This window comes from Sphingobacterium sp. CZ-UAM (genome assembly GCF_002000245.1).
In the GTDB taxonomy this organism is placed as follows: Bacteria; Bacteroidota; Bacteroidia; order Sphingobacteriales; family Sphingobacteriaceae; genus Sphingobacterium.
In genome coordinates, this window is record NZ_MTCM01000001.1 from 1,004,859 (window position 1) to 1,024,785 (window position 19,927).

Genomic DNA, 19,927 nt, shown 5'->3' on the forward strand with positions numbered 1-19,927 from the left:
TTTATAGCATTCATTTTTTCAACTGTTTAGAATAATTCCTAATAATACTGTACTTTTGTCCCATCCTCATACTCTAGTGAAAGCAATGGCAAATAAGATGACCCCAAAAAACAGTCTAAAAAAGGTATTCCAACAACTACACCTTTATATCGGACTGCTTTTTAGTCTCATTTTTTTGATCGTTTGTATCAGCGGAATGCTGCTGAGTTTTGAGAAAGAACTGACACCTTTGCTATGGCCGAAAGAACAGCGGGTTGCAGTCTTGGCAAACCGCTTACCTGTCGATGTGATTGTATCGGGAGCAAAAGATATTTTTCCCGATAAAAGGCTTTTCCGCCTTGAAATTCCTGCCGATCCTTCCAGGAGCTATCGGATTCAATATGGGTCAAAGAAAGAAAAATATTGGTATGCTTATATTAACCCCTATACGGGCGAAGTCCAGTCTAAAGGGGCGCAGGCCGAGCGTTTCTTTCAGAAAGTACTGGATATACACCGTTTTCTTTTGATGGACAAAATTGGGGCGACGCTGACGGGGATTTCCGCTCTTGCGACCCTATTTCTCGCGATAAGCGGTATTTATCTATGGTGGCCCAAGAATAGACAGCTGCTCAAGCAGCGCCTCAAAGTGGGAATGTCTGCTTCTATGAAAAGAAAAGTCTGGGATTTTCACGCTGTGGGGGGATTCTATGCAGCATTGTTCCTCCTGATCTTTACCCTGACCGGTCTGACATGGAGCTCTGACTGGTACAATAAACAGTTTTTTAGGCTTTTTGGTGCCGATAACAAGACGAAAAAGGAAAAAGTAAAAAATCCAGTATCGGAACTTGCTGTTGGCTTTTCGCCATTCGAGACCATGTACCAGCAGATTAACGCACTTTATCCTGCTCCGGGAAATATACTGATGACATTTCCGGAACAGGAAGATATCGCTTTTTCATTGACAAAAGAATCATTTTCTGGCGGGCTGTTGCAGATCAACCAGGCCTATTTCGACAGCAGATCCGGCAAGCTGATCAAAGGCAACCCAATGAACAAGTTGCCTGTGGCGGAGCAAATGCGCAAGATGGTCAAGCCCATCCATGTTGGCTCGGTATTTGGCCTTCCTTCAAAAATTGTTATGTTTCTGGCCGCTAGTCTGGCCGTCACCCTCCCCATCACCGGTCTTTGGATCTGGCTCAACAAAAGGAACAAAAAAATGGTAAGGCCCAGAAAAAAACGAAGACCTAGAGATCGAGCTGTACCCCTAAATTTGCCATAGTCCCGGTCCCCTTGATGTAATAGCGGCCTTCATTGGTCGCTCCGCGTACTTCGGCATGAACGGGATAGTAATCCGCATTGAATAGGTTGTTGATAGAGAATAAAAAGGTGAATTTCTGATATTTGTATCTGGTTTGGAAATCAACAAGATTATAACCGGAAATCGGATATTTCCCATAATTGTATTCCGCAGCCGGGAATACGTCCCGCCCACCCAAATGCAGGTATTGCAAATAAACATTCCAGTTGTCCGTGATGCTGAAATCGGCATTTAGGTTAATTTTGAACGGAGAAATAATAGAATTGTCTAATTTATCTTTGTACTTGCCTTCTTTTTTCAGATCCTGACGCCCATCCATATAGCCGAGTACAGTTCCCAAAGACAGCCATTGAACCGGTTTTACATTTCCGACAAATTCCATGCCATAAATGCGTTGTGGTACCTGACTCAATTCGTAATTACCAGGTGTGGAAGTTTCAGCGAAGGTGGTTCCTTTCTGGGATGTACTATAATAGCCTGTCAGCTGATAGTCCCATATATTCATTTTACCATTTACACCCAGTTCGAAATTATTGACCACAACAGGTTTGGGGTCAATTTGGCTCAAGGGTACACCATTGCGCAGGATAAGCCCGACATCGCCAATGGAATATCCCTGCGAAAAGGAAGCGAAAGGTTGCGCGTAACTATATTTGTTGTACCGTGTGGCGATATTAAATACAAAAGCATCTGAATTGTTATTGTCACCCGCAGTGAGTTTGCCATTTTTGGTCAGATCGCCCACCTTAAAACGGATATTTTCATAACGTACCCCGCCTTTTAGAATCCAGTCAGTACCTAAACTCAATTTACTCTGCAGGTAAAACGCGACATTGTTCATATTCATATCCGGTGTCACCAGGTCATCTTTCAGTGTTTTCTGTACGGTATGGTCTTTTAGAAAATCAGCACCGTAGATCAGGGAGATATTGGATGATGAGCCCAGCTCAAAAGGTGTATTAAAATTTAATCTTGCTCCTTTATGGTCAGAATAATTTTGGTTGTATGTTTCAAAAACCGTATTCATGTCCTCATAGTACAGGCTTAAATTTGCTGCCGTCTTTCCATATCGACCGTCATACTTCAAATGAAAGGCTTTGTTATAGGGAGTACCACCGTTGATCACGGTATCAGAAGGAATACCAATGGCCGGCGACTTGCCAAAATCACCCTTGGTACCGACATATTTGCTATCCTGCAGGCTACGATAATAATTGCCCATAAATTCGACCCGATGCTCGGGGGCTATTTGATAACCGATTTTGGCCAGGACATTATAAGCGCGTGTTTCGCCCAATCCATAAAATGGACTGGCAATCGCTGCGTCGGCGCTCCGTACCACACCCGACCGTCCGGCTTTACCCTGAATGACGTAATCCCATTTGTCCAGCTGCCCTGAAAATACCTGCGCAATATTGTAGCCATAGGTCTCACTAGGCTTTACCAGGCTCAATGAATTATTGAGATAGGTTGATGAAGCCAGCTTTTTCCCTTGCTGCGGCTTTTTGGTGATATAGTTTATCACACCGCCGGCTGCGCCGTTACCGTACATTGCTGTAGCACCATTCACCACCTCGATGTGATCGATTGCACTGGCATCGATTGTCCGCAAGTCGCGGCCACCGTTGCGTAGCGGTGTTGACTGCGGAATGCCGTCAATCAATACCAAAAAATTACGCCCCCGGATTTTAGCGATAAAGTTATTTTGGCTTTCCTCGCTGGGCGAGATACTGGGTACCTTCTGCATCAGGATGGATGGCAGATTATCGTTGATCTGCCGTTGCTGATCGAGTGCCTTAGTGCCGATATAGGTGATCGATGAGGGCACTTGATCGATATGTTCTGCCAATCGACTTGCTGTCACGACCACTTCATCCAAACTCTGCTGTTCGGCAGTCAAGGTAATCGTTTGTAAATCATGTTGCTCTTCACGCAGTTCAATATCTTGAGATTGCTTGCCAAATCCCAGGGAACTTAATGTCAAACGGTAGGTACCGTAATCAATAGCTGTTAATCTGAAGTAACCATCTTTATCAGATTGGGTGCTCTTTGCTCCATGCAGCTCAACACGTACATTTGCCAAAGGAAGACCCTGAGCATTGACCACCCGGCCTAGGATGGTGCCCTTTTGCTGTGCTTTGGTCGCAGATATATCGAAAGGCCTGTTGCTGTTATATACTGTCCCTGCGGCGGCTGATGTGGATAAGTAAAAAGAACAAGATAATAAGGCGACTGTGAGCCTAGTCATGCTGTATGGATTAACTTTCATTTCTTGTTTGGTCTGGTAGACGATGTATGGTAACGATTAAACTCAAAATATTAATGGCTCAAAGATATCATTATTTTGAATAAATCTAAATACAGTTACAAGAAAAAAGCTGGAACTAAATCTCTATTCTCATTTCCAATAAATTAGGTTTAAACCCAGCTTTGCGATAGGCTTGCTTTGCAGGTTCGTTCTGATCATAAACCTGAAGTCTTAACTCTGTGATCTTTCGTTCCTTAGCCCAGTTTGTCAAGGCCTCCAAAATTAATTTATTGATCCCCTGGCCACGATATTCGGGTTTTACATACATAAATCCCAGATGCACATATTTCGCATACTTTTGATAAGGTTTGGCATCGACTATTTTGGCGTAGCCCGATCCGACGAGCTGGTCGCCGATCACAGCGACCAGGACTTCTGCTTCCGCCGATTGTATTAATTCCAGCAGATCATAATAATGAATTTCACCCTCCTTTAAGGTTTCGTCATAAGGACGTTCAGCGGTAACGATTCCCTGTTCAAATTCAAGTAGTACATTGATTTCATTTTCCTGTGCCTGTCTGATTTTTAGTTCCATTTCCGAATGCTGTGTTTGTGCTAAATGTAATTATACCTGTTCAACTTTGGGCTAATAAACAGTTCATGCAAGATACAAAAATCGCTGGCTTTAGGATAGCTTTAAATGTCAGGACGCTGTCAATTGCCGCAAATTGCAGATCTTGTTACAGAAGTAAATCAAACAATCGATTGCGTTTAATTTCTTTTCGTATCACGTAAGTTTTTATATAAATTGATATTAAACAATTAAAGATAAATTATGAAAAAAATTAAATTTGCGGCACTGCTCGGTGCGGCACTGATTTGTTTTGTTTCCTGTCAAAAGACTGTCGTTAAGCTGGAGACTGACGAAAAACTATCGCTGCGGGCAGCGACTCCCGGTCCCAACGGTTATGAGGTGCCACTGGGGGGCAATGCTTTCGTTACAGCAGCACCTTCCGGTGCCGTTGAGGTCATCAATAGCAATGGCTTAGCCAACTGGACCAATGCCAACAGCATTGTGAGTACCTATGCCAAGTTGCCACAGTCAGGTACATTGAGCGTGAAAATCCGGGCCAAGGTATTGCCCAATGGTGACAGCAGCGTGGTCAGGCTGACCATCAACGGGGTGAGTAAGCAGGTACACCTAAAAGGCGGTACCCTAAAGGATTATACCGTAGGTAACTACACGATCAATGCGGGCGGCTATGTCAAAATGGATCTGCAGGGTGTCTCCAAAACCGGCGGTTATTTTGCGGATGTCTCCCATCTTATTTTAAGCGGATCAGCGACAACAGGTACCGTAATCTACAGTGACAATAATATCGACAATACCTACTATTGGTCGAGACGTGGACCTTCCTGCCACTTGGGCTATACCGTACCGACCAGCCAACAGGTCTCCTATTATTATAGCGAAATCAATGTCCCTACCGGTGAAGATAAAATCGGATCCTATTTTATGGCCAATGGATTCGGTCAGGGATATTTTGGTATGCAGGTCAATTCGGCCACGGAGCGCCGGATCCTGTTTTCGGTGTGGAGTCCTTACAGCACCGATAATCCCGCTGAAATACCGGCTGAAGACCGCATTACACTCAATCGGAAAGGAGCTAATACCACGACAGGTGAGTTTGGTGGCGAGGGGTCCGGTGGACAGAGCTATATGAAATATAGTTGGACAAGCGGCAAGAGCTACAAGTTCTTGCTTAAAGGCGAGCCCGACGGGAATGGTGCCACCGATTTTACGGCCTGGTTCAATGATCCTTCTGTCAACAGCTGGGTACTGATCGCAAGCTGGAAAAGACCCAAAATATCCACTTATCTGACCAACTTCCACAGCTTCCTTGAAAATTTTAACGCCGATAACGGCTACCTCGGACGCTCAGCAGATTATAAAAATCAATGGGTACGTACCACATCGGGTACCTGGATGCCGGTGGTTCAGGCCAAATTTACCGTGGATGGAACCTATTCCAGCAACCAGCGCATCGATGCCATGGGCGGCAGCAATGGAAATAGCTTCTTCCTTAAAAACGGTGGTTTTTTCAATACCGTCGTCAGCCCAGGGACTTTGTTTACCGTAAGCAATGGGAATGCCGCGCCGGCAATAGATCTTACGACTCTGCCCTAACCGCAAAGGTCTGCTGCTGAGCTATCCCGCTCACAAGCAAAAAAGGCTGTCTTACAATCCTGTAGGACAGCCTTTTCGGTTATGGAATAGCTCATGAGAGATTCATTGCTACCTGATTTGATTTTTCATCCGCCTTGTACTGCTTATTTTAAACAACAACATGATGATTACAATGGCCAAAAATAAGACCCCATACACAAACAGGATATCGCACAACAATGATCGCTGCAGGTAGAAGCTATCGTTAGCCAGAAAAAACTGCTGTTGTTCGGGATCCTGTGGGTTATAGAACAATATGTATTCCTGATCTACATTTTTTTTCTTCGCTCTAGTCAACAGCTCTATCCGCATTGCTTCAAATGCCCCCTGCCCTATAATCGGAAAAAATGAATACTGCTTTTCTGCCTTATGTATTTTTTGTGTATACGCATCTCCACCAGCAGTAAACTGGTATTCCAGATTGATATAGGCGTATTTGGTCTTCCCGCGTTGGATGTCAGCGCTAAGGTTTCGGATCGAGGGCGTTACAGCCACCCAATTCGGATGCGTCAGCATAAATTCTTTCCGCTCCAGGCCTGGGCTCACCGAAAAGACCGAAACCACCATAATGTATACAAGTAGCAGTAAAACAACAAAGGTGGTCAGCTTTCTCATTCGAAGTGTCAACGGTTTTCCGTTGATACTATATTGGACGTTCCTGCTGCCAGTTTGCTTGCTCAATCTGATGGCAATGATCTTTCTCAACAGGAAATAGAGTACAGAAGCGACTATTAAAGCATAAATCAGATAACGGTAGCTGTTTAATATAAAAGCAATTGCAATGATGAAGCCAATAAGTAGCAACCATTGGAAGAATTCCCAGAATTTTTTCATCTATTTAAATAATCTCATGTGCTTTGAATGCATGTTAAAATTAACTATTCGTGGTACGACCAACAAGATCCTTTTCATATTCGTCTATATCTATTTAAGATCCGTAGAAGACAAAAGGCTTTAGAGAATACACTGTGATCTCCTTTATAAATGATATCATAGCGGTACTTAATAGATGAAAATATATATTAGTACTCTTATAGTGGCATAAAGTTGAAATTTACATTTTTATGCATAATCCAACAGCAAGGTCTAAATCAACTGGATTTTCATTATCTTAGTTCGTGTAAAATTTCTACTAATTTTCTTCCACTTACATACACACCCATCATGGACAAACGCGTAAAATTTGATTTTGAAGTATACTTTACCAATGGAGGTAGCCTTAAAGGCGAAGATTTCAGGCTTGATATCACAGGCGATGATATCAGCGATGCGGAACTCGCGGATTATATCGTCAAAGATCTACGGCTACTGATGGCCGGAAAGGTAAATATCCTGAATAAGGAAATCTTTGTCGAAGCCCACAAGCGCAAGGCTCCGCCAATAGAAAGCGAGGCTGAACTATTGATCGACCTCAGCCATACGATCGAAAATGGCCTGGTGACTTATAAAGGGCTGCCCGCCCCTATTATCTGCGATTATCTGTCGAGGGCTGACTCCAGACAGTTTTACGATGAAGGAACAGAATTTCAGATCGGTAAGATTGAGATGGTCAGCAATACCGGAACCTATATCGACTGCCCCTTCCACCGCTATGCGGATGGTAAAGATACCGCCGACATGGACTTAAAAGCCTTTGTCGATCTGGATGCCGTGGTGATCCGGATGCCTTATGCCAACGGTTTGGAAATCACGGATGAACAACTCCGAAACAGGGAGATCAGAAACCGCGCGGTACTGATCCATACCGGATGGGATAAAAACTGGAATACCGAAGCGTATTATGAAAATCATCCCTATCTGACCGAAGCCGCGGCGAAATACCTTGTCGAATGTGGCGTCAAACTGGTGGGCATTGATTCGCACAATATCGACAGTACCAAAGGCAGATCACGCCCCGTCCACTCCACCCTTCTTGGAGCGGAGATCCTGATTGTCGAACATCTCTGCAATCTTGGATTGTTGCCGGATGAAAACTTTCATTTTACGGCTGCCCCGCCCAAGTTTAAAGGAGTGGGCACATTCCCGGTCCGCGCTTTTGCCCGTGTAAAGAGGCAGGCTGAGGCCTAAACAGCTCCGCCCTGCATTCCCTTGACCGGAATTCAGGGCGGGTATGAATCCTTAAAAAGATGTTTTCTTTCGCAGGGCTTTTATGGCCAGTGCGGCGGCAACGCCACCGATCACATACCAGGTTACGGTCATTAATTTTGTACGTTCGGTTTTTTTTATCGGCTCGGCATTCAATCCGGCCTGCTCCGGAATGGTCAATGTGGCGAGCCCGACGACAGTACCGAGCAAAGCCCCGCGTAACACGCGGTGTTTATCGCCGCCGTACCCGATCAATGTATACAACATGGCGTTTGAGGCTACATCAGCTCCAAAGGTTGCAGCGACCAGCGCATTTCCTTTTGGTGGCTTAAATCCGGCTGCACTGACCGTCTTTTTCATCGCCTCTTCGCCCACCTCATCCACTGCCGGAGCCTCAGGGTCAAACCTTTTTGCAGCGCTGTGCACTACATTCAGGACTAATGCGCCGATCAATCCACCCAGCATATTTTTGTTAAATCCAATCATTTTATCTGATATTAATTTTTCAATTTCCTGCATATTTGAGGCAGGTTATCTGAAGAACATCAGATTAAACAAAATAGTTCAACTTATGGGACAATTTGCGCTGTTGGGAGTTTTGGCTGCTTTATCCACCTGATCCTATTGCCTGCGACTGAGCCTATAAAACCCGAGTAATAAACGGTCAAAACTAAGTGCGATCAGCAATATGATTACCGGCAATAATAAGGTCTTTTTCTCCCACCAGCTGTATATAAATGCGCCTAAGATACCACCAAAGAAAAATCCACCAATGATAATTGTTTTAAGTAGAATCGCTCCTTTTAAACGCTTGCGTTCATTTGTTTTTTTATAGAAAATTAGCTGGGACAGCTCAATTCCTAGATCCGTAAACAAACCTGTTAAATGGGTGGTGCGGACGACAGATCCAGATATCTTGGTGACCAGGGCGTTTTGCAATCCCATGGTGAGCAAAAGTGTACAGGATAACCAAACAGCGCTGTTGAACACGGGGAAATTAAAAAATGACACAAATAGAAGTAAACCAATTTCAATTATGATGGGCAGACTATACGAAAAATGTAACCTCCCTCTGGACGTGAGCTCCATGGTCGTATTGGCAACAAATGCGCCCAGTAAAAAGGAAATAACATACAGCATACTCAGAATGGCAAATAGATAATTATTGCGATAGAGCTCCTCCGAAAAAAAGGCAAAGTGGCCAGTAACATTTGTTGTCAATGTTTTAAAGGAAAGTACGCCCACGATATTCACTATACCGGCTACTGTTGACAACAATGCAGCTAATTGCACATTGTGGATATAATTCCGTCCCTTATCTCGATGCCTGAACATAATGTTGTTTTCACCTCTTATTTTATTGAAACGATCTTTGCTATTGCCTAAGCGATAGACCGAATTTACTTTTTTAATTAACGAAATACAATAAATGGAAAACTTTATCTCAAAAAGAGATGTTTACCGCGATTTTTGCTATTCAATCCCTGATTATTTCATACATTTGTATAACCTCCAACAACAATCTAATTTAGTCAGAAACAAGCGCTATGCAATTTAGCTTCACATTTAAATCCAGCCCTTTTAAGACACTGATCGCTTTCCATAAGATTATAAAATCATTTGAAGATATGGCTTTGTCCGAAGTCGATTTCCGGGCTACCTATGCGAAAGCCCTGCTGGAAGAAATCAATAAATATCCGGCATTGATCTCGGGGATCGAAAATGCCGCAGAGCTGCCGTCCTATGAACCAATCATCAAAGTTCTTTTGGCGGACCTGTTTCCTATTGCACTCACGCGCAATGAAATCAAGGCCATTACGATTCCTTTCTATGTATATACCTTTAACCATACCGAGCGCTTAGAGCATATCTTACAGGCTGCCGGCGATCAGTATGATTTTAACTTTAGGGATGTGACTGCCGACAGCTATTATATTCTGAATTGCTGTATGATTATCAGTCAATATTACGGCGTTAAAGTGGATGCCATGGATACTCCCTTATTTTTGGATATTCCGGATAAAGACAACATCATGCATCATTACCGTGTCTTGTTCAATGCCGATTTCATGGATATTATCCCCACAGAACAGGCAGTACCGCTTTCCCCAGAGGATATTACCGAACTGATTGACAACTTTTCGGATATTGCGTTGTGGAAATCCAAATTTCCGGAGCAGAGCTGGATACTGAAAGGCTTCTCCATTATGACCCTTTTCGATGCGACAACAGAAAATGCGGTATCGAGCTTCAAAAGTAACCTCTTGCGCGCCGATGATGATAAGGCTGTTCAGCTGGAAGAAATCCAGGATATTTTCAGGTCCATCTATAAAATAAATGACCTGCGGATCGGGCTTACTTCATTTGAGAAAGTCAAGGAAGAGTTCAATCTGCGTATTGTCGAAAAACAGCTATACAGCCATCTCCTGTACGATTCGACCATTGCGGAGTGTGAAGAAATGCTCTGCAGTGAGACCTTGGAAAGCCTGCTGACCAGGGAAGAACTGCTGGTGGTCCCGGATATTGATCAATTGCCCACGGTAGACCCGAAGAAAACATTTTTTATCAATAAACTAAAACAGCAAAAGGTGAAGAGTTTTATCTTCGCCCCCCTGATCCAGGACAATAAAGTCCTAGGTATATTGGAGATGTCCTCCACCAGGGTGCGTGCGCTGAATTCGGTCAATGCCAATAAGCTCAATTTTATCCTGCCTTTTATAAAGGACAAAGTAGCCAAGGCATTTTCTGAAATAGAAAACCAGATTGAGGCCATTATCCAAAAAGAATATACGTCGATCCATCCAAGCGTCAAATGGCGTTTCCAGGAGGAGGCGATCCATTATCTCAATGACAGGGCCTTTGGAAAGGATTATACCCTACAGGAAATCGTGTTTGAACATGTCTATCCGCTCTATGGGCAGATTGATGTACAGGGCTCCTCGGAATCCAGAAACCAGACCATTAAACAAGATCTCGTCAATCAGGCAACTGACCTGATTGCACTTTTCATCGCAATCAACCAGCAGCACAGTTTGCCCCTGTTTGAACAGAAAGTCTTTGACCTGCAACGGAATCTGGATACGCTTGACCATTCCCTGTCCACGGATACCGAACAGGTCATCCTCGATCATTTTAATCTCGATGTACACCCTATCCTGGATAACTTTCGGAAAAATAACAAAAACAGCGCTGTTGTAGCAGCTATTGATGCCTATTTTGATCGGGTAAATCCGGCCATAGGCGGCTTTTATGAAGCACGTCAGGACTACGACAACTCGATCACACTGATCAATAAAAAGCTGGTCACGGTGCTCGATGAGAAACAGACCGAGGCACAGGACTATTTTCCGCATTATTATGAGCGCTATAAAACGGACGGTATAGAACACAACATGTATATCGGCGCTTCGATAGCCCCCGACAAGAACTTTGACCTCTACTACCTTAAAAACCTGCGCTTATGGCAGTTGCAGGTGATGTGCGAAATGGAAGCCCAGTTTAGGGTACTGCAGCCCACACTGCCCCATCAGCTGGAGGTAACATCGCTGATCCTGGTTTTTGCAACACCGATCTCCATCCGTTTCAAAATGGATGAGAAGCAGTTTGATATTGACGGGTCCTACAATGTGCGCTATGAAATCGCCAAAAAACGGATCGACAAAGCCAAGATCAAAGGTTCGACAGAACGTATTACCCAGAAAGGAAAACTGGTTATTGTGTATTCCCATGCCTATGAAGAAACAGAATACCTGGGCTATATCAACCTGCTTCAGCACAAAGGTTTACTGGATGCGGACATCGAAAAATTCGAGGTTGAGGACCTGCAGGGGCTGATCGGCCTTAAAGCTCTTCGCGTTGGATTCACTGTGCAGCATAAGCGTTAGGTATACAGGGGCGCCGCCATTTTTTGCATATTTTTCGAACCATACTGCTTTGGGCGCTGTTCACCATCCAAACAAAACGCATAAGCATATGAAAAGAATATTTTTGACCCTAGCGATTGCATGTTCGGTTGTAGCACTACACAGCTGTGGCGGCGGCGCGAAGCAGGACAGTAAGGAAACCGCGGATAGCGCCAATGAAGCAAAGGCGCCCGAGCACATGGACAGCGATTCGGTAGCGACCACGCCTCTCGCCGTGAGTGAAGACGATGCCAAATTTGTGACGGAAGCAGCAAATGGCGGTATGGCCGAAGTGGAGCTCGGAAAGCTGGCGCAGGAAAAAGGTAAGCATGCAGATGTTAAAGCCTTTGGCGAGATGATGGTCAAAGACCACTCCAAAGCCAACGACGAACTGACAACGCTTGCCCAGGCAAAGAACATTATCGTTCCGGCGACACTCGGCACAGATCAACAAAACATGAAGGACGAACTGGCCAAAAAGACCGGAAGGGAATTTGATAAAGCCTATATAACGGAGATGGTCGAAGATCACGAAAAAGATGTCAAGCTTTTTGAGGATGCCAGTAAAAATCTAAAAGATGCTGAATTAAAAGCATTTGTGGATAAAACCCTGCCAACGCTGCGCACCCATCTGGAACACAGTAAAAAAATAAAAGATAAATTGGATCAATAGCCATCTGCATGCGCTATTGTGTATTAACATCCAAAGCTTTCCGTCGGGAAAGCTTTGGATGTTGTGTTTTCGGGATTGTGTTATTATTATCGCTCTGCGATACAGCGGAGCGGAAAGGCCCAGTCTCTGTCAAAACTGCTGTCTTCGATCGCCGTATTTTGATCCTGAACAATTTTAATATGACGAACCCTGTTATTTAAAATCCGGCTCGACCAATAATAACCCTCAAGACCTCTTCTGGCTAAGGCGCCATTATCGAAGCGCCTATTGCCTGCGATTGGAAATGTTAAGCGTACATTCGCATTTCGGTTGCTCTTAAATACCCGGGCGGCTGAGTAGTTGCTTGACGATTCCGACCAGTTGCCAATATTGAGATTTGTCACTCCATCATCCAACATGGCTATTTCGCGCTCAGTAGGTATCCGATATCCCGAAGGGCATGGATCATTTGCCGTCTTCGTAGGCGCTGTTTCTGTCCCTGAATTCCATGCGTTATCAGCTGAACTTTGCCTGTTCCAAGGGCTGATTGTCCTTGGCGCTGTACTTGCCGTAGCAGCAACAGCTTTCCGTCCCCATTGATAATAGTTGCCGTGCAAGCCGCTCACCGAAGGATTTTGGTCCGGATCAAGGTTGTAGTTTGCCCCCAGATTATGACGCATCCAGATGAGCCCATTGATACGCGCGGCGGATTGCCCCTGATAAGTCAGGTAGGTATCATTAGGGATAATCGAAAGATTGAGGTTGTACTTCACTCCGGGTGTAATACTTAGGCTGTCCAGCGGATTCTGTGTTTTTATAGGATCATTCCAATAATTTACAGGACAAAACATGAAAGATAGATGGATAGATGTGAATTGTCCTAACAATTATCACTATACTACCATCTTTTCACTGATTTCTGCTATTTATCTAAATCTTTTAATCCGCAATTTTGACTCATTAGAATACCATTTGGATTTTTAAATTTTAAAAGAATGAAAGGACTAGAGAAAAAGGGCTTGATGCTCCTGTTTGGATTAGCTGTGGGCGCATTGTTTTTATGTGCTGGCTGCAGCAAAGATGAGGACGGTACACAAGGTGGGGGATCCGTCAAAGTGACCTACAAAATTATTGGGTCAAGTGATACCAAGATTAATACGGTAGTTTATTACAGTGGCAGTAATCCGGCGAGTGCTACCGGTGATTTCGGTTCCACCTGGGAGAAGGAAGCTACGGTCGAAAACAAGGCCATGGCCATGGTCACCGCCAGTGCAAATGGCCTGTCGCAGACCTCTACCCTTAAAGCGCAGATCCTGATCGATGGCAAGGTGGTCAAAGAAAGTACACCTTCAACGGGAACAACGCTGAGTGCACAGGTTTCCCTAAGCAATTAATTAGCTGTACTGTGCAGTCGTAAACTGAGGAGCTGCAGATAGCTCACCTTTAACAATGAAACAGGCATTCCAATTTTGGAATGCCTGTTCTTGTTTTCATTTTGCAGCAAGCCTATAATTCGCCGCTATTGTTTTCTTCTTCTACGCTAAGCGATCCCGCACCCGATCCCGCAGCTATGCCTTCTTCCATTTCAACTCGGTAGCTGTTGATGACCGGTATTACATAAACAGCTTTCTCTTCTTGTTTTGTTTTCATTTTGATCTAATTGTTTCTTTTAAAAATTTAAAATGCAGGGACTTACAGTATCCCATATTTCAAAAAAGGCACAATAGTACTGCCAAACGACGGTTGTCGGGCGTGCCTGATTTTCTCTTGAAATAATTTAAATTATTGTTTTTCAGATTATTAACTAGATAATTCCTTTTATTTAGTCATGATTTTAATAAGTAAATTCACGATGAGATAAACTCTTTTATTTAACCTGTCCCCTTAACCTGTACCCTGTTATTTGGGTAACGTTCGGGCTGTGTTCGACAATCACTGCACTCTTGCCCGGCGGCTTGGCCGCCGCTTTCCCAGACAAGCGGTAGACAGGCAGTAGACTGGGAACGATCAGGTTAACCTTTTGTTCGGCAAATCTTCGGTGGTTGATCGGCATTTTCCCGAAGGTTTGTCGAAGCCCAGTCGAAGAATACCCGAACAGCAGTCGAAGCGCAGTCGAAGAACAGTCGAACAAATCCCGGCGCAGTCCCGACCCTGTCTCCTCGCTGTTCCGAAGCCGGTGCGGCGCTCAGTCGAAGCATTGCCGATCAACCGTCGAAGTACCCTGGTGGTCCATTCGAAGCACTGCCGAGCCGTTTCCGAACAGCAGTCGAAGCTATAAAATAGCACAATCAGCCAACGATCTTTGTAAAAAGAGGAGTTTGTTACCGAAAATTCCTGTTCCCAACTACTGATTTGACAATTAATTAATCCATTCATTCTTTAATTTTGCGGACGCTCAAGGTCTCTAGTATTATCGCGCAAAAGCGTTGCCTATTTTCCCTTAGTTTCGAGATACTTGCTTTTTTCTACTGTACGTCCAGTTCAACACTCCCGGAGATCAGTCCTTCACTTTTTGCCCTGATAATCAATTTGCCGCTATGCTTGACGGCGATTATGGCCAGCGCTTTGCCGTGAAATGCCTGTCGCGCCCTGGACTGGAATTTCCGGAGGTCGGTTGTATTGCCATTGTCTGTGGCCACAATCTTTGCGCCCTCCCCTTCAACGTTAAACTTGATGTCATGCGCCGCATCCGGAACAACAGTATCAAACTCGTCCACAACGTAGGCATGTATATAAGCCAGTTCATTGTCTGCGGCATTTACACTGGGCTTCTCGGAAACTAGCTTGACACGGTATGGCTTTGCTGCTGTGCGGATCGTTTTGCGCATTACTTTCTCGTTTCCCCGATAGGAAACCACTTCAAGTATCCCGGGTTCAAAAGGAACAGCTTTGAATACAAGGTCATAGCGGCTAGGATCTTTAGATTGCTCGCTGATCTTCCTACCGTTCAGATACAGTTCCAACCGGTCCGCCTGATTGTAATAGACCACCACATCAATTTTATCCCCCTGTTTCCAGTTCCAGTGCGGTAATACATGTAAGACCGGCTTGTCGGTCCAGACGCTTTGGTACAGATAATATACATCTTTCGGGAAGCCTGCTAAATCGACGATTCCGAAATATGAACTCCGGGCAGGCCAGGTATAAGGCGTAGGTTCGCCGAGGTAATCGAAACCCGTCCACACATACATTCCAGCAATATGATCATATTGCTCCATCAGACGTAGACTGGTCTGATGGTTTGATCCCCAGGGGGTATAAATGTTGTCGTAAGCTGATATGGACTTGTCCCTATTGCCGCCGTTGAACGGGATATCCCATCTTTCAGGCCACATGCGGACAGAATCGTAGGGCGCGAGATCATATTGACCCCGACTTTCCAATGCGGAGGTGCTTTCTGTTACGATAAACTTCTTCCCGGGATGGTCTGACGGAAAACTGGCCCATTGCTTATGGTTATAATTGTAGCCTATAATATCTACGGCCGGATTCATTAATACCGGATTTTCGCTGGACAGCTCATTATTGGCAATGGTGGTCGGGCGGGTACCATCCAGGCTGTCGGCAATTGCTGCTAAGCGTTTGGGAATAGCTGCCCCATCCGACTTGGAATGCCATTGTTCCTGCGCTTCATTCCCTAGGCACCAGATGAATAGCGAGGGGTGGTTCCGGTCCCGTTTGATATGGTCGGCAAAGTCGCGCTCGAACCATTTATCCCAATACAAATGGTAATCAAATGGATTCTTATGCCCTTTCCATACATCGAAAGTTTCACTCATCACAATAAAACCCAGGCTATCACATAGATCTAGAAATGCAGGTGCGGCGGGATTATGGGATGTGCGTATACCGTTGACACCCATCGCTTTCATTAGCTTTAGCTGGCGTAATGCTGCAGATCGGTTAAAGGCCATGCCCAGGGCGCCAAGATCACTATGTAAACAGACTCCGCGGATCTTGAGGCGCTTTCCGTTCAGTACAAATCCCTGCTGATGATCAAAGCTAAAATTGCGCAAGCCAAATTTGGTTTCCTGTTCATCCAGGACTTGGCCTTCCGATACAAGCTGGATCTTCGCTGTATACTGCCGCGGTGTTTCAACTCCCCACAAGAGCGGATTGTCCAGCACGATTTTCTGCCGGAACGGATGGACGCCGGAGCCGCGCTTGACCAATATGTCCTCGACCTGGGAAACCATTTCTCCTGTGGGCGATATAATTTGTGTCCGTAGGGAAAGTGATCCAGTCTGTTTGGGAATCTGTTCGATGTCCAACGAAAGACTCAGCACAGCTTGTTTTTCACTGAGCTGCTGTGCTTGGATAAAAGTGCTGTTTGTGGCGATACTGACCACATTACGGACAATCAACTTTACGTCACGATAGATGCCCGAACCCGAATAGAAACGTGAGTTGGGCTGCCTATTGTTGTTGACTTTAACAGCCAGCAGATTTTCGTGGCCATTGACATATAGATAAGACGATAGTTCATATTCAAATCCGATATAACCGTTTGGCCGTTTTCCCAGCAAATGACCATTGATCCAGACCTCGCTGTTTTCATACACGCCTTCAAAGGCGATAAATATCCGCTGACCTTTATAGGCCGGGGGCAGCTTAAATGATTTTTGATACCAGCCGATGCCACCGTCCAGATAAGCCCCGCCGCTACCGGCGGGGCTATGTTCCCGGAAGGGCATCTCAATACTCCAGTCATGCGGCAGGTCAAGCAGACGCCAGTTGCCACCACCAGAATCCTGGCTATACTGCCCGACACTGTCAAGTGTAAACCGCCAACCGGCATTGAAATTAATTTCCTGTCGGGATTGCCCCAACAGCGGTATCGTCATGGTCAGCCAAAGCCCCAGGACGTTCAGCAGACAAGCATATGGAGTGCAAACAAGTAATTTTAGCAAAAAATTATAGAAAAAGAACCGCTTCATACCTTAAGATGATGGTTGGTAATCAAACCAGTCAAAAAATGCTTTCGCTTTGGTTGGCTGTCCGTTAGCACTCGTATAGAGACCGATCATTACCCCCGTGAAACCGCCTGCTACTTCTGTGCTCAAATAGCGGGTATCCAGACTAGCGAGTTTGCTGTAGTCCCCGGATTTTGGGTCTTTAAAGGCAAAAGTGTATGTTAAAGGTGTTCCGCTGATTCGCAGTTCTATCTTGTTGCCTGCGATTTCTTTTTCAGCAACAATATAATGCAGGGATCCCGCCTTTGCACGCAGCTGCAGGATAAAGGCCTTTCCACTGCGTTTGAGGAAAAAGTCGTAATGGTGCGAATTGTTCTGATACAGCGTTATACCGGCTTCTTCTCCGTCGGCACCGGCAACAAATTCAAGCTTTACGCTGGTCTGAAAATCGTGCTCTGTTTGCCTCCGGCCGATAAAAGACGGCGACTCCGTTTCGTTTAATGATATTGGACTGCTGTACAGGCAGAGACTGCCGCATCGTTCGGTCAGCGAGTACTTTGCCGAATCGGGATTCCGAAGATACTGCCATTGCAAGCCCAGCTGTGTGGCAGTAAACTCATCGCGCTGTGTTGGAGTTGCCACAGAAACTTCTGGCAGGGGCTTCACCGCCATATCCAGCTGGATCTTTCCATTTCCGTTGATCTGTGGCCAGCCATCTTTAGGCCAGCTTACCGGTGCCAGAAATGTCTCCCGCCCGAGTATATGGTAATAACTGTACGGTTGCGTCACACGGAAACCTAGGAATACCGTCCACCAGGAGCCATCTGCCGCCTGGATAAAGTCCGCATGCCCAACTCCTTGAATGGGATTTCCCTGTCCCAAACGGTTGGAGTGTGATAGAATTGGATTGAGCGGACAGGATTCGTAAGGTCCCCAGATGGAGCGGCTTCGCCCGATACTGGCACTGTGGGCATATTCTGTGCCGCCTTCGCCCAAAAGCAGATAATAGTAGCCATCCTTTTTGTAGATATGGGGCGCTTCTGGAAAGCGCCCGCCCGTTCCGGCCCAGACCACTTTTTCCGCGGAGGTCAGCTTCCCGGTACTCAGGTCAATGGCCGTCACACGGATTCCTTCATCCCCTTGGGTCACAAAATAGCTTTTACCGTCCTCATCCCAAAAAATGTCCGGATCTATGCTTTTGATATCCACCCAGACTGGATCGCTCCAAGGGCCAGCCGGGTTTTTTGCCGTGCAATAGAAATTGCCCTTGTCTGACACATTGGTACATATGACATAGAATAAACCATCGTGATAGCGGATTGAAGGCGCGAATAGCCCTCCCGAAGAAGGTACTCCGCGTAGATTGAGCTGTGAAGACCGTGTTAGGCAGTGCCCCAGCTGCTCCCAGTTAACCAGATCCTTGCTATGATATATCGGAAGCCCCGGAAAATATTCGAATGAAGAGGTCACGAGGTAAAAATCATCGCCTACGCGGCAGATGCTCGGATCTGGATTAAATCCCCGCACAACCGGGTTTTTAAAGCCCGGTTGTGCATAGCTCGGCACTGCCAGCAAAAATAGTAAGCTGCAATAAATCGTGGAGATAAGAAGTGTCAAGTGCCTTGAAGTCATGTTAGTTATAGTCATGTTTTTCCTCTTATTTGGCCGGACCGGATTCTGATCCCGCTTGATCTAAACTTTCCTTATACTCCTTGCTGATAAAATTGAATGTCAGCATGGCTGCACCCTCATTCGAAAGTACAGGATCCCTTAAGACAGCTAGCTGCATCGTGTTCTGGGTCAGTGACATAATGCGTACATCACCCCAGTCTACTACGATACCATCCTGGGGTTTGCCATGCAGTGGCGAAGCGCCGGTCATGCGCATGGTTTTCTTTTCGGTGTCAATATTAAAAACACCTTTCTGCACTTTTCCCAGCATGGCATGGTTAACATTGACGTTGGCCCCGCCTTTGAGATCAAAAGTCATACGACCATAGTCGCCAGCGGGCATTAGCCAGCTATTGCCCTTCCAGTCGGGTTCCCAGCTCCAGCTGTCGCTGTTCAAGGGTTCGCCGGTCTTGTTTACTGTGCCCCACCAGTCTCCCGTTCCATAAAAATACATGGGCCCTTTAAAATGGCGGGATACCCCTGCCGCATCAAGATCCAGAAACCAGGTTTTCTCCTGCCCTGCGCCACCGGTCAATAATGTCCAGGTCTCGTCACTGATAAATTCAGCATACATCGCGTCAATCTTAAAGCTTACTGGCTCGCCGTAAACGACTCCCCCCCGGGTTTCGACACCAAACTTAACCGTATATTCTCCCGGAAAAGGCATTTTTAAGGTCACCTTTTTATCCTGGCTCCGCCCCTGGGGATGTTCCCAGAGCGGGGTATATTTCGGATCCATTAAACTCGTTAAATAAACAATATTCGGATTATTTGCATCATGTTCAATACGGTACGATTTCCCTTCAGTCAGCTGTGCCGGACTGAGGTCGATCTCCCCTAGTGCATATTTTTCTGGAGAACAAGCTCCGACCATCGTCATCAGCACAATGAGGGCGATGACATAGTGTATTATCTTTTTCATGTATATAGAT

General features: G+C 45.5%; 16 protein-coding genes. 6 read left to right on the top strand and 10 right to left on the bottom strand.

The window, feature by feature from the left end; all coding sequences use genetic code 11:
* Positions 1-85: 85 nt before the first annotated feature.
* A complete protein-coding gene (locus BWD42_RS04470; RefSeq protein WP_077433535.1) occupies positions 86-1,258 on the top strand; it encodes a PepSY-associated TM helix domain-containing protein in 1,173 nt (390 codons plus the stop codon).
* Here the strand turns inward: BWD42_RS04470 and BWD42_RS04475 are convergent.
* Positions 1,224-3,545: a TonB-dependent receptor gene (locus BWD42_RS04475; RefSeq protein WP_175991950.1), complete on the bottom strand. Its 2,322-nt coding sequence runs from the start codon at positions 3,543-3,545 to the stop codon at positions 1,224-1,226. The genes BWD42_RS04470 and BWD42_RS04475 overlap by 35 nt on opposite strands.
* Before the next feature lie 136 nt (positions 3,546-3,681).
* The gene (locus BWD42_RS04480) at positions 3,682-4,140 is read right to left on the bottom strand and encodes a GNAT family N-acetyltransferase (protein WP_077433539.1); all 459 of its coding nucleotides are present in this window, start codon (positions 4,138-4,140) and stop codon (positions 3,682-3,684) included.
* A 240-nt stretch (positions 4,141-4,380) separates the two neighbouring features.
* Here BWD42_RS04480 and BWD42_RS04485 point away from each other — a divergent pair, with 240 nt between their 5' ends.
* On the top strand, positions 4,381-5,733 hold the full coding sequence (locus BWD42_RS04485; RefSeq protein WP_077433541.1) for a DUF3472 domain-containing protein: 1,353 nt from the start codon (positions 4,381-4,383) through the stop codon (positions 5,731-5,733).
* A 108-nt stretch (positions 5,734-5,841) separates the two neighbouring features.
* Here BWD42_RS04485 and BWD42_RS04490 read toward each other — a convergent pair whose 3' ends face one another.
* Entirely contained in the window at positions 5,842-6,606 is a 765-nt protein-coding gene (locus tag BWD42_RS04490) for a DUF3592 domain-containing protein (RefSeq protein WP_077433543.1), read from the bottom strand.
* A gap of 330 nt (positions 6,607-6,936) precedes the next feature.
* On the opposite strand from BWD42_RS04490, the gene BWD42_RS04495 reads away from it, so the two are divergent.
* Positions 6,937-7,839: a cyclase family protein gene (locus BWD42_RS04495; RefSeq protein ID WP_077433545.1), complete on the top strand. Its 903-nt coding sequence runs from the start codon at positions 6,937-6,939 to the stop codon at positions 7,837-7,839.
* Between the two features lie 51 nt (positions 7,840-7,890).
* Here BWD42_RS04495 and BWD42_RS04500 read toward each other — a convergent pair whose 3' ends face one another.
* Positions 7,891-8,343: a hypothetical protein gene (locus tag BWD42_RS04500; protein ID WP_175991951.1), complete on the bottom strand. Its 453-nt coding sequence runs from the start codon at positions 8,341-8,343 to the stop codon at positions 7,891-7,893.
* A gap of 135 nt (positions 8,344-8,478) precedes the next feature.
* On the bottom strand, positions 8,479-9,192 hold the full coding sequence (locus tag BWD42_RS04505; RefSeq protein ID WP_077433549.1) for a YoaK family protein: 714 nt from the start codon (positions 9,190-9,192) through the stop codon (positions 8,479-8,481).
* Between the two features lie 212 nt (positions 9,193-9,404).
* Here BWD42_RS04505 and BWD42_RS04510 point away from each other — a divergent pair, with 212 nt between their 5' ends.
* Complete coding sequence (locus BWD42_RS04510) at positions 9,405-11,741, top strand: hypothetical protein (protein ID WP_077433551.1); 2,337 nt, start codon at positions 9,405-9,407, stop codon at positions 11,739-11,741.
* An 88-nt stretch (positions 11,742-11,829) separates the two neighbouring features.
* The gene (locus tag BWD42_RS04515) at positions 11,830-12,432 is read left to right on the top strand and encodes a DUF4142 domain-containing protein (protein WP_077433553.1); all 603 of its coding nucleotides are present in this window, start codon (positions 11,830-11,832) and stop codon (positions 12,430-12,432) included.
* Positions 12,433-12,518: 86 nt separating this feature from the next.
* Here BWD42_RS04515 and BWD42_RS04520 read toward each other — a convergent pair whose 3' ends face one another.
* A complete protein-coding gene (locus tag BWD42_RS04520) occupies positions 12,519-13,262 on the bottom strand; it encodes an FISUMP domain-containing protein (RefSeq protein ID WP_077433555.1) in 744 nt (247 codons plus the stop codon).
* A gap of 144 nt (positions 13,263-13,406) precedes the next feature.
* Between BWD42_RS04520 and BWD42_RS04525 the strand changes: the two genes are divergently transcribed.
* Positions 13,407-13,805, top strand: a complete 399-nt coding sequence (locus tag BWD42_RS04525) for a hypothetical protein (protein WP_077433557.1) — start codon at positions 13,407-13,409, stop codon at positions 13,803-13,805.
* 112 nt (positions 13,806-13,917) lie between these two features.
* Here BWD42_RS04525 and BWD42_RS24625 read toward each other — a convergent pair whose 3' ends face one another.
* From BWD42_RS24625 to BWD42_RS04540, 4 genes are all read right to left on the bottom strand, one after another.
* Complete coding sequence (locus BWD42_RS24625) at positions 13,918-14,061, bottom strand: hypothetical protein (RefSeq protein WP_175991952.1); 144 nt, start codon at positions 14,059-14,061, stop codon at positions 13,918-13,920.
* An 815-nt stretch (positions 14,062-14,876) separates the two neighbouring features.
* Entirely contained in the window at positions 14,877-17,348 is a 2,472-nt protein-coding gene (locus BWD42_RS04530; RefSeq protein WP_077433559.1) for a glycoside hydrolase family 2, read from the bottom strand.
* A 3-nt stretch (positions 17,349-17,351) separates the two neighbouring features.
* Positions 17,352-18,971 (bottom strand): glycoside hydrolase family 43 protein, encoded by a 1,620-nt coding sequence (locus BWD42_RS04535; RefSeq protein WP_254846169.1) that lies wholly within the window; start codon positions 18,969-18,971, stop codon positions 17,352-17,354.
* A 10-nt stretch (positions 18,972-18,981) separates the two neighbouring features.
* Positions 18,982-19,917 carry a hypothetical protein gene (locus BWD42_RS04540; protein WP_077433563.1) on the bottom strand — a complete coding sequence of 312 codons (936 nt, stop codon included), beginning with the start codon at positions 19,915-19,917 and terminating at the stop codon, positions 18,982-18,984.
* Between the last annotated feature and the right edge of the window lie 10 nt (positions 19,918-19,927).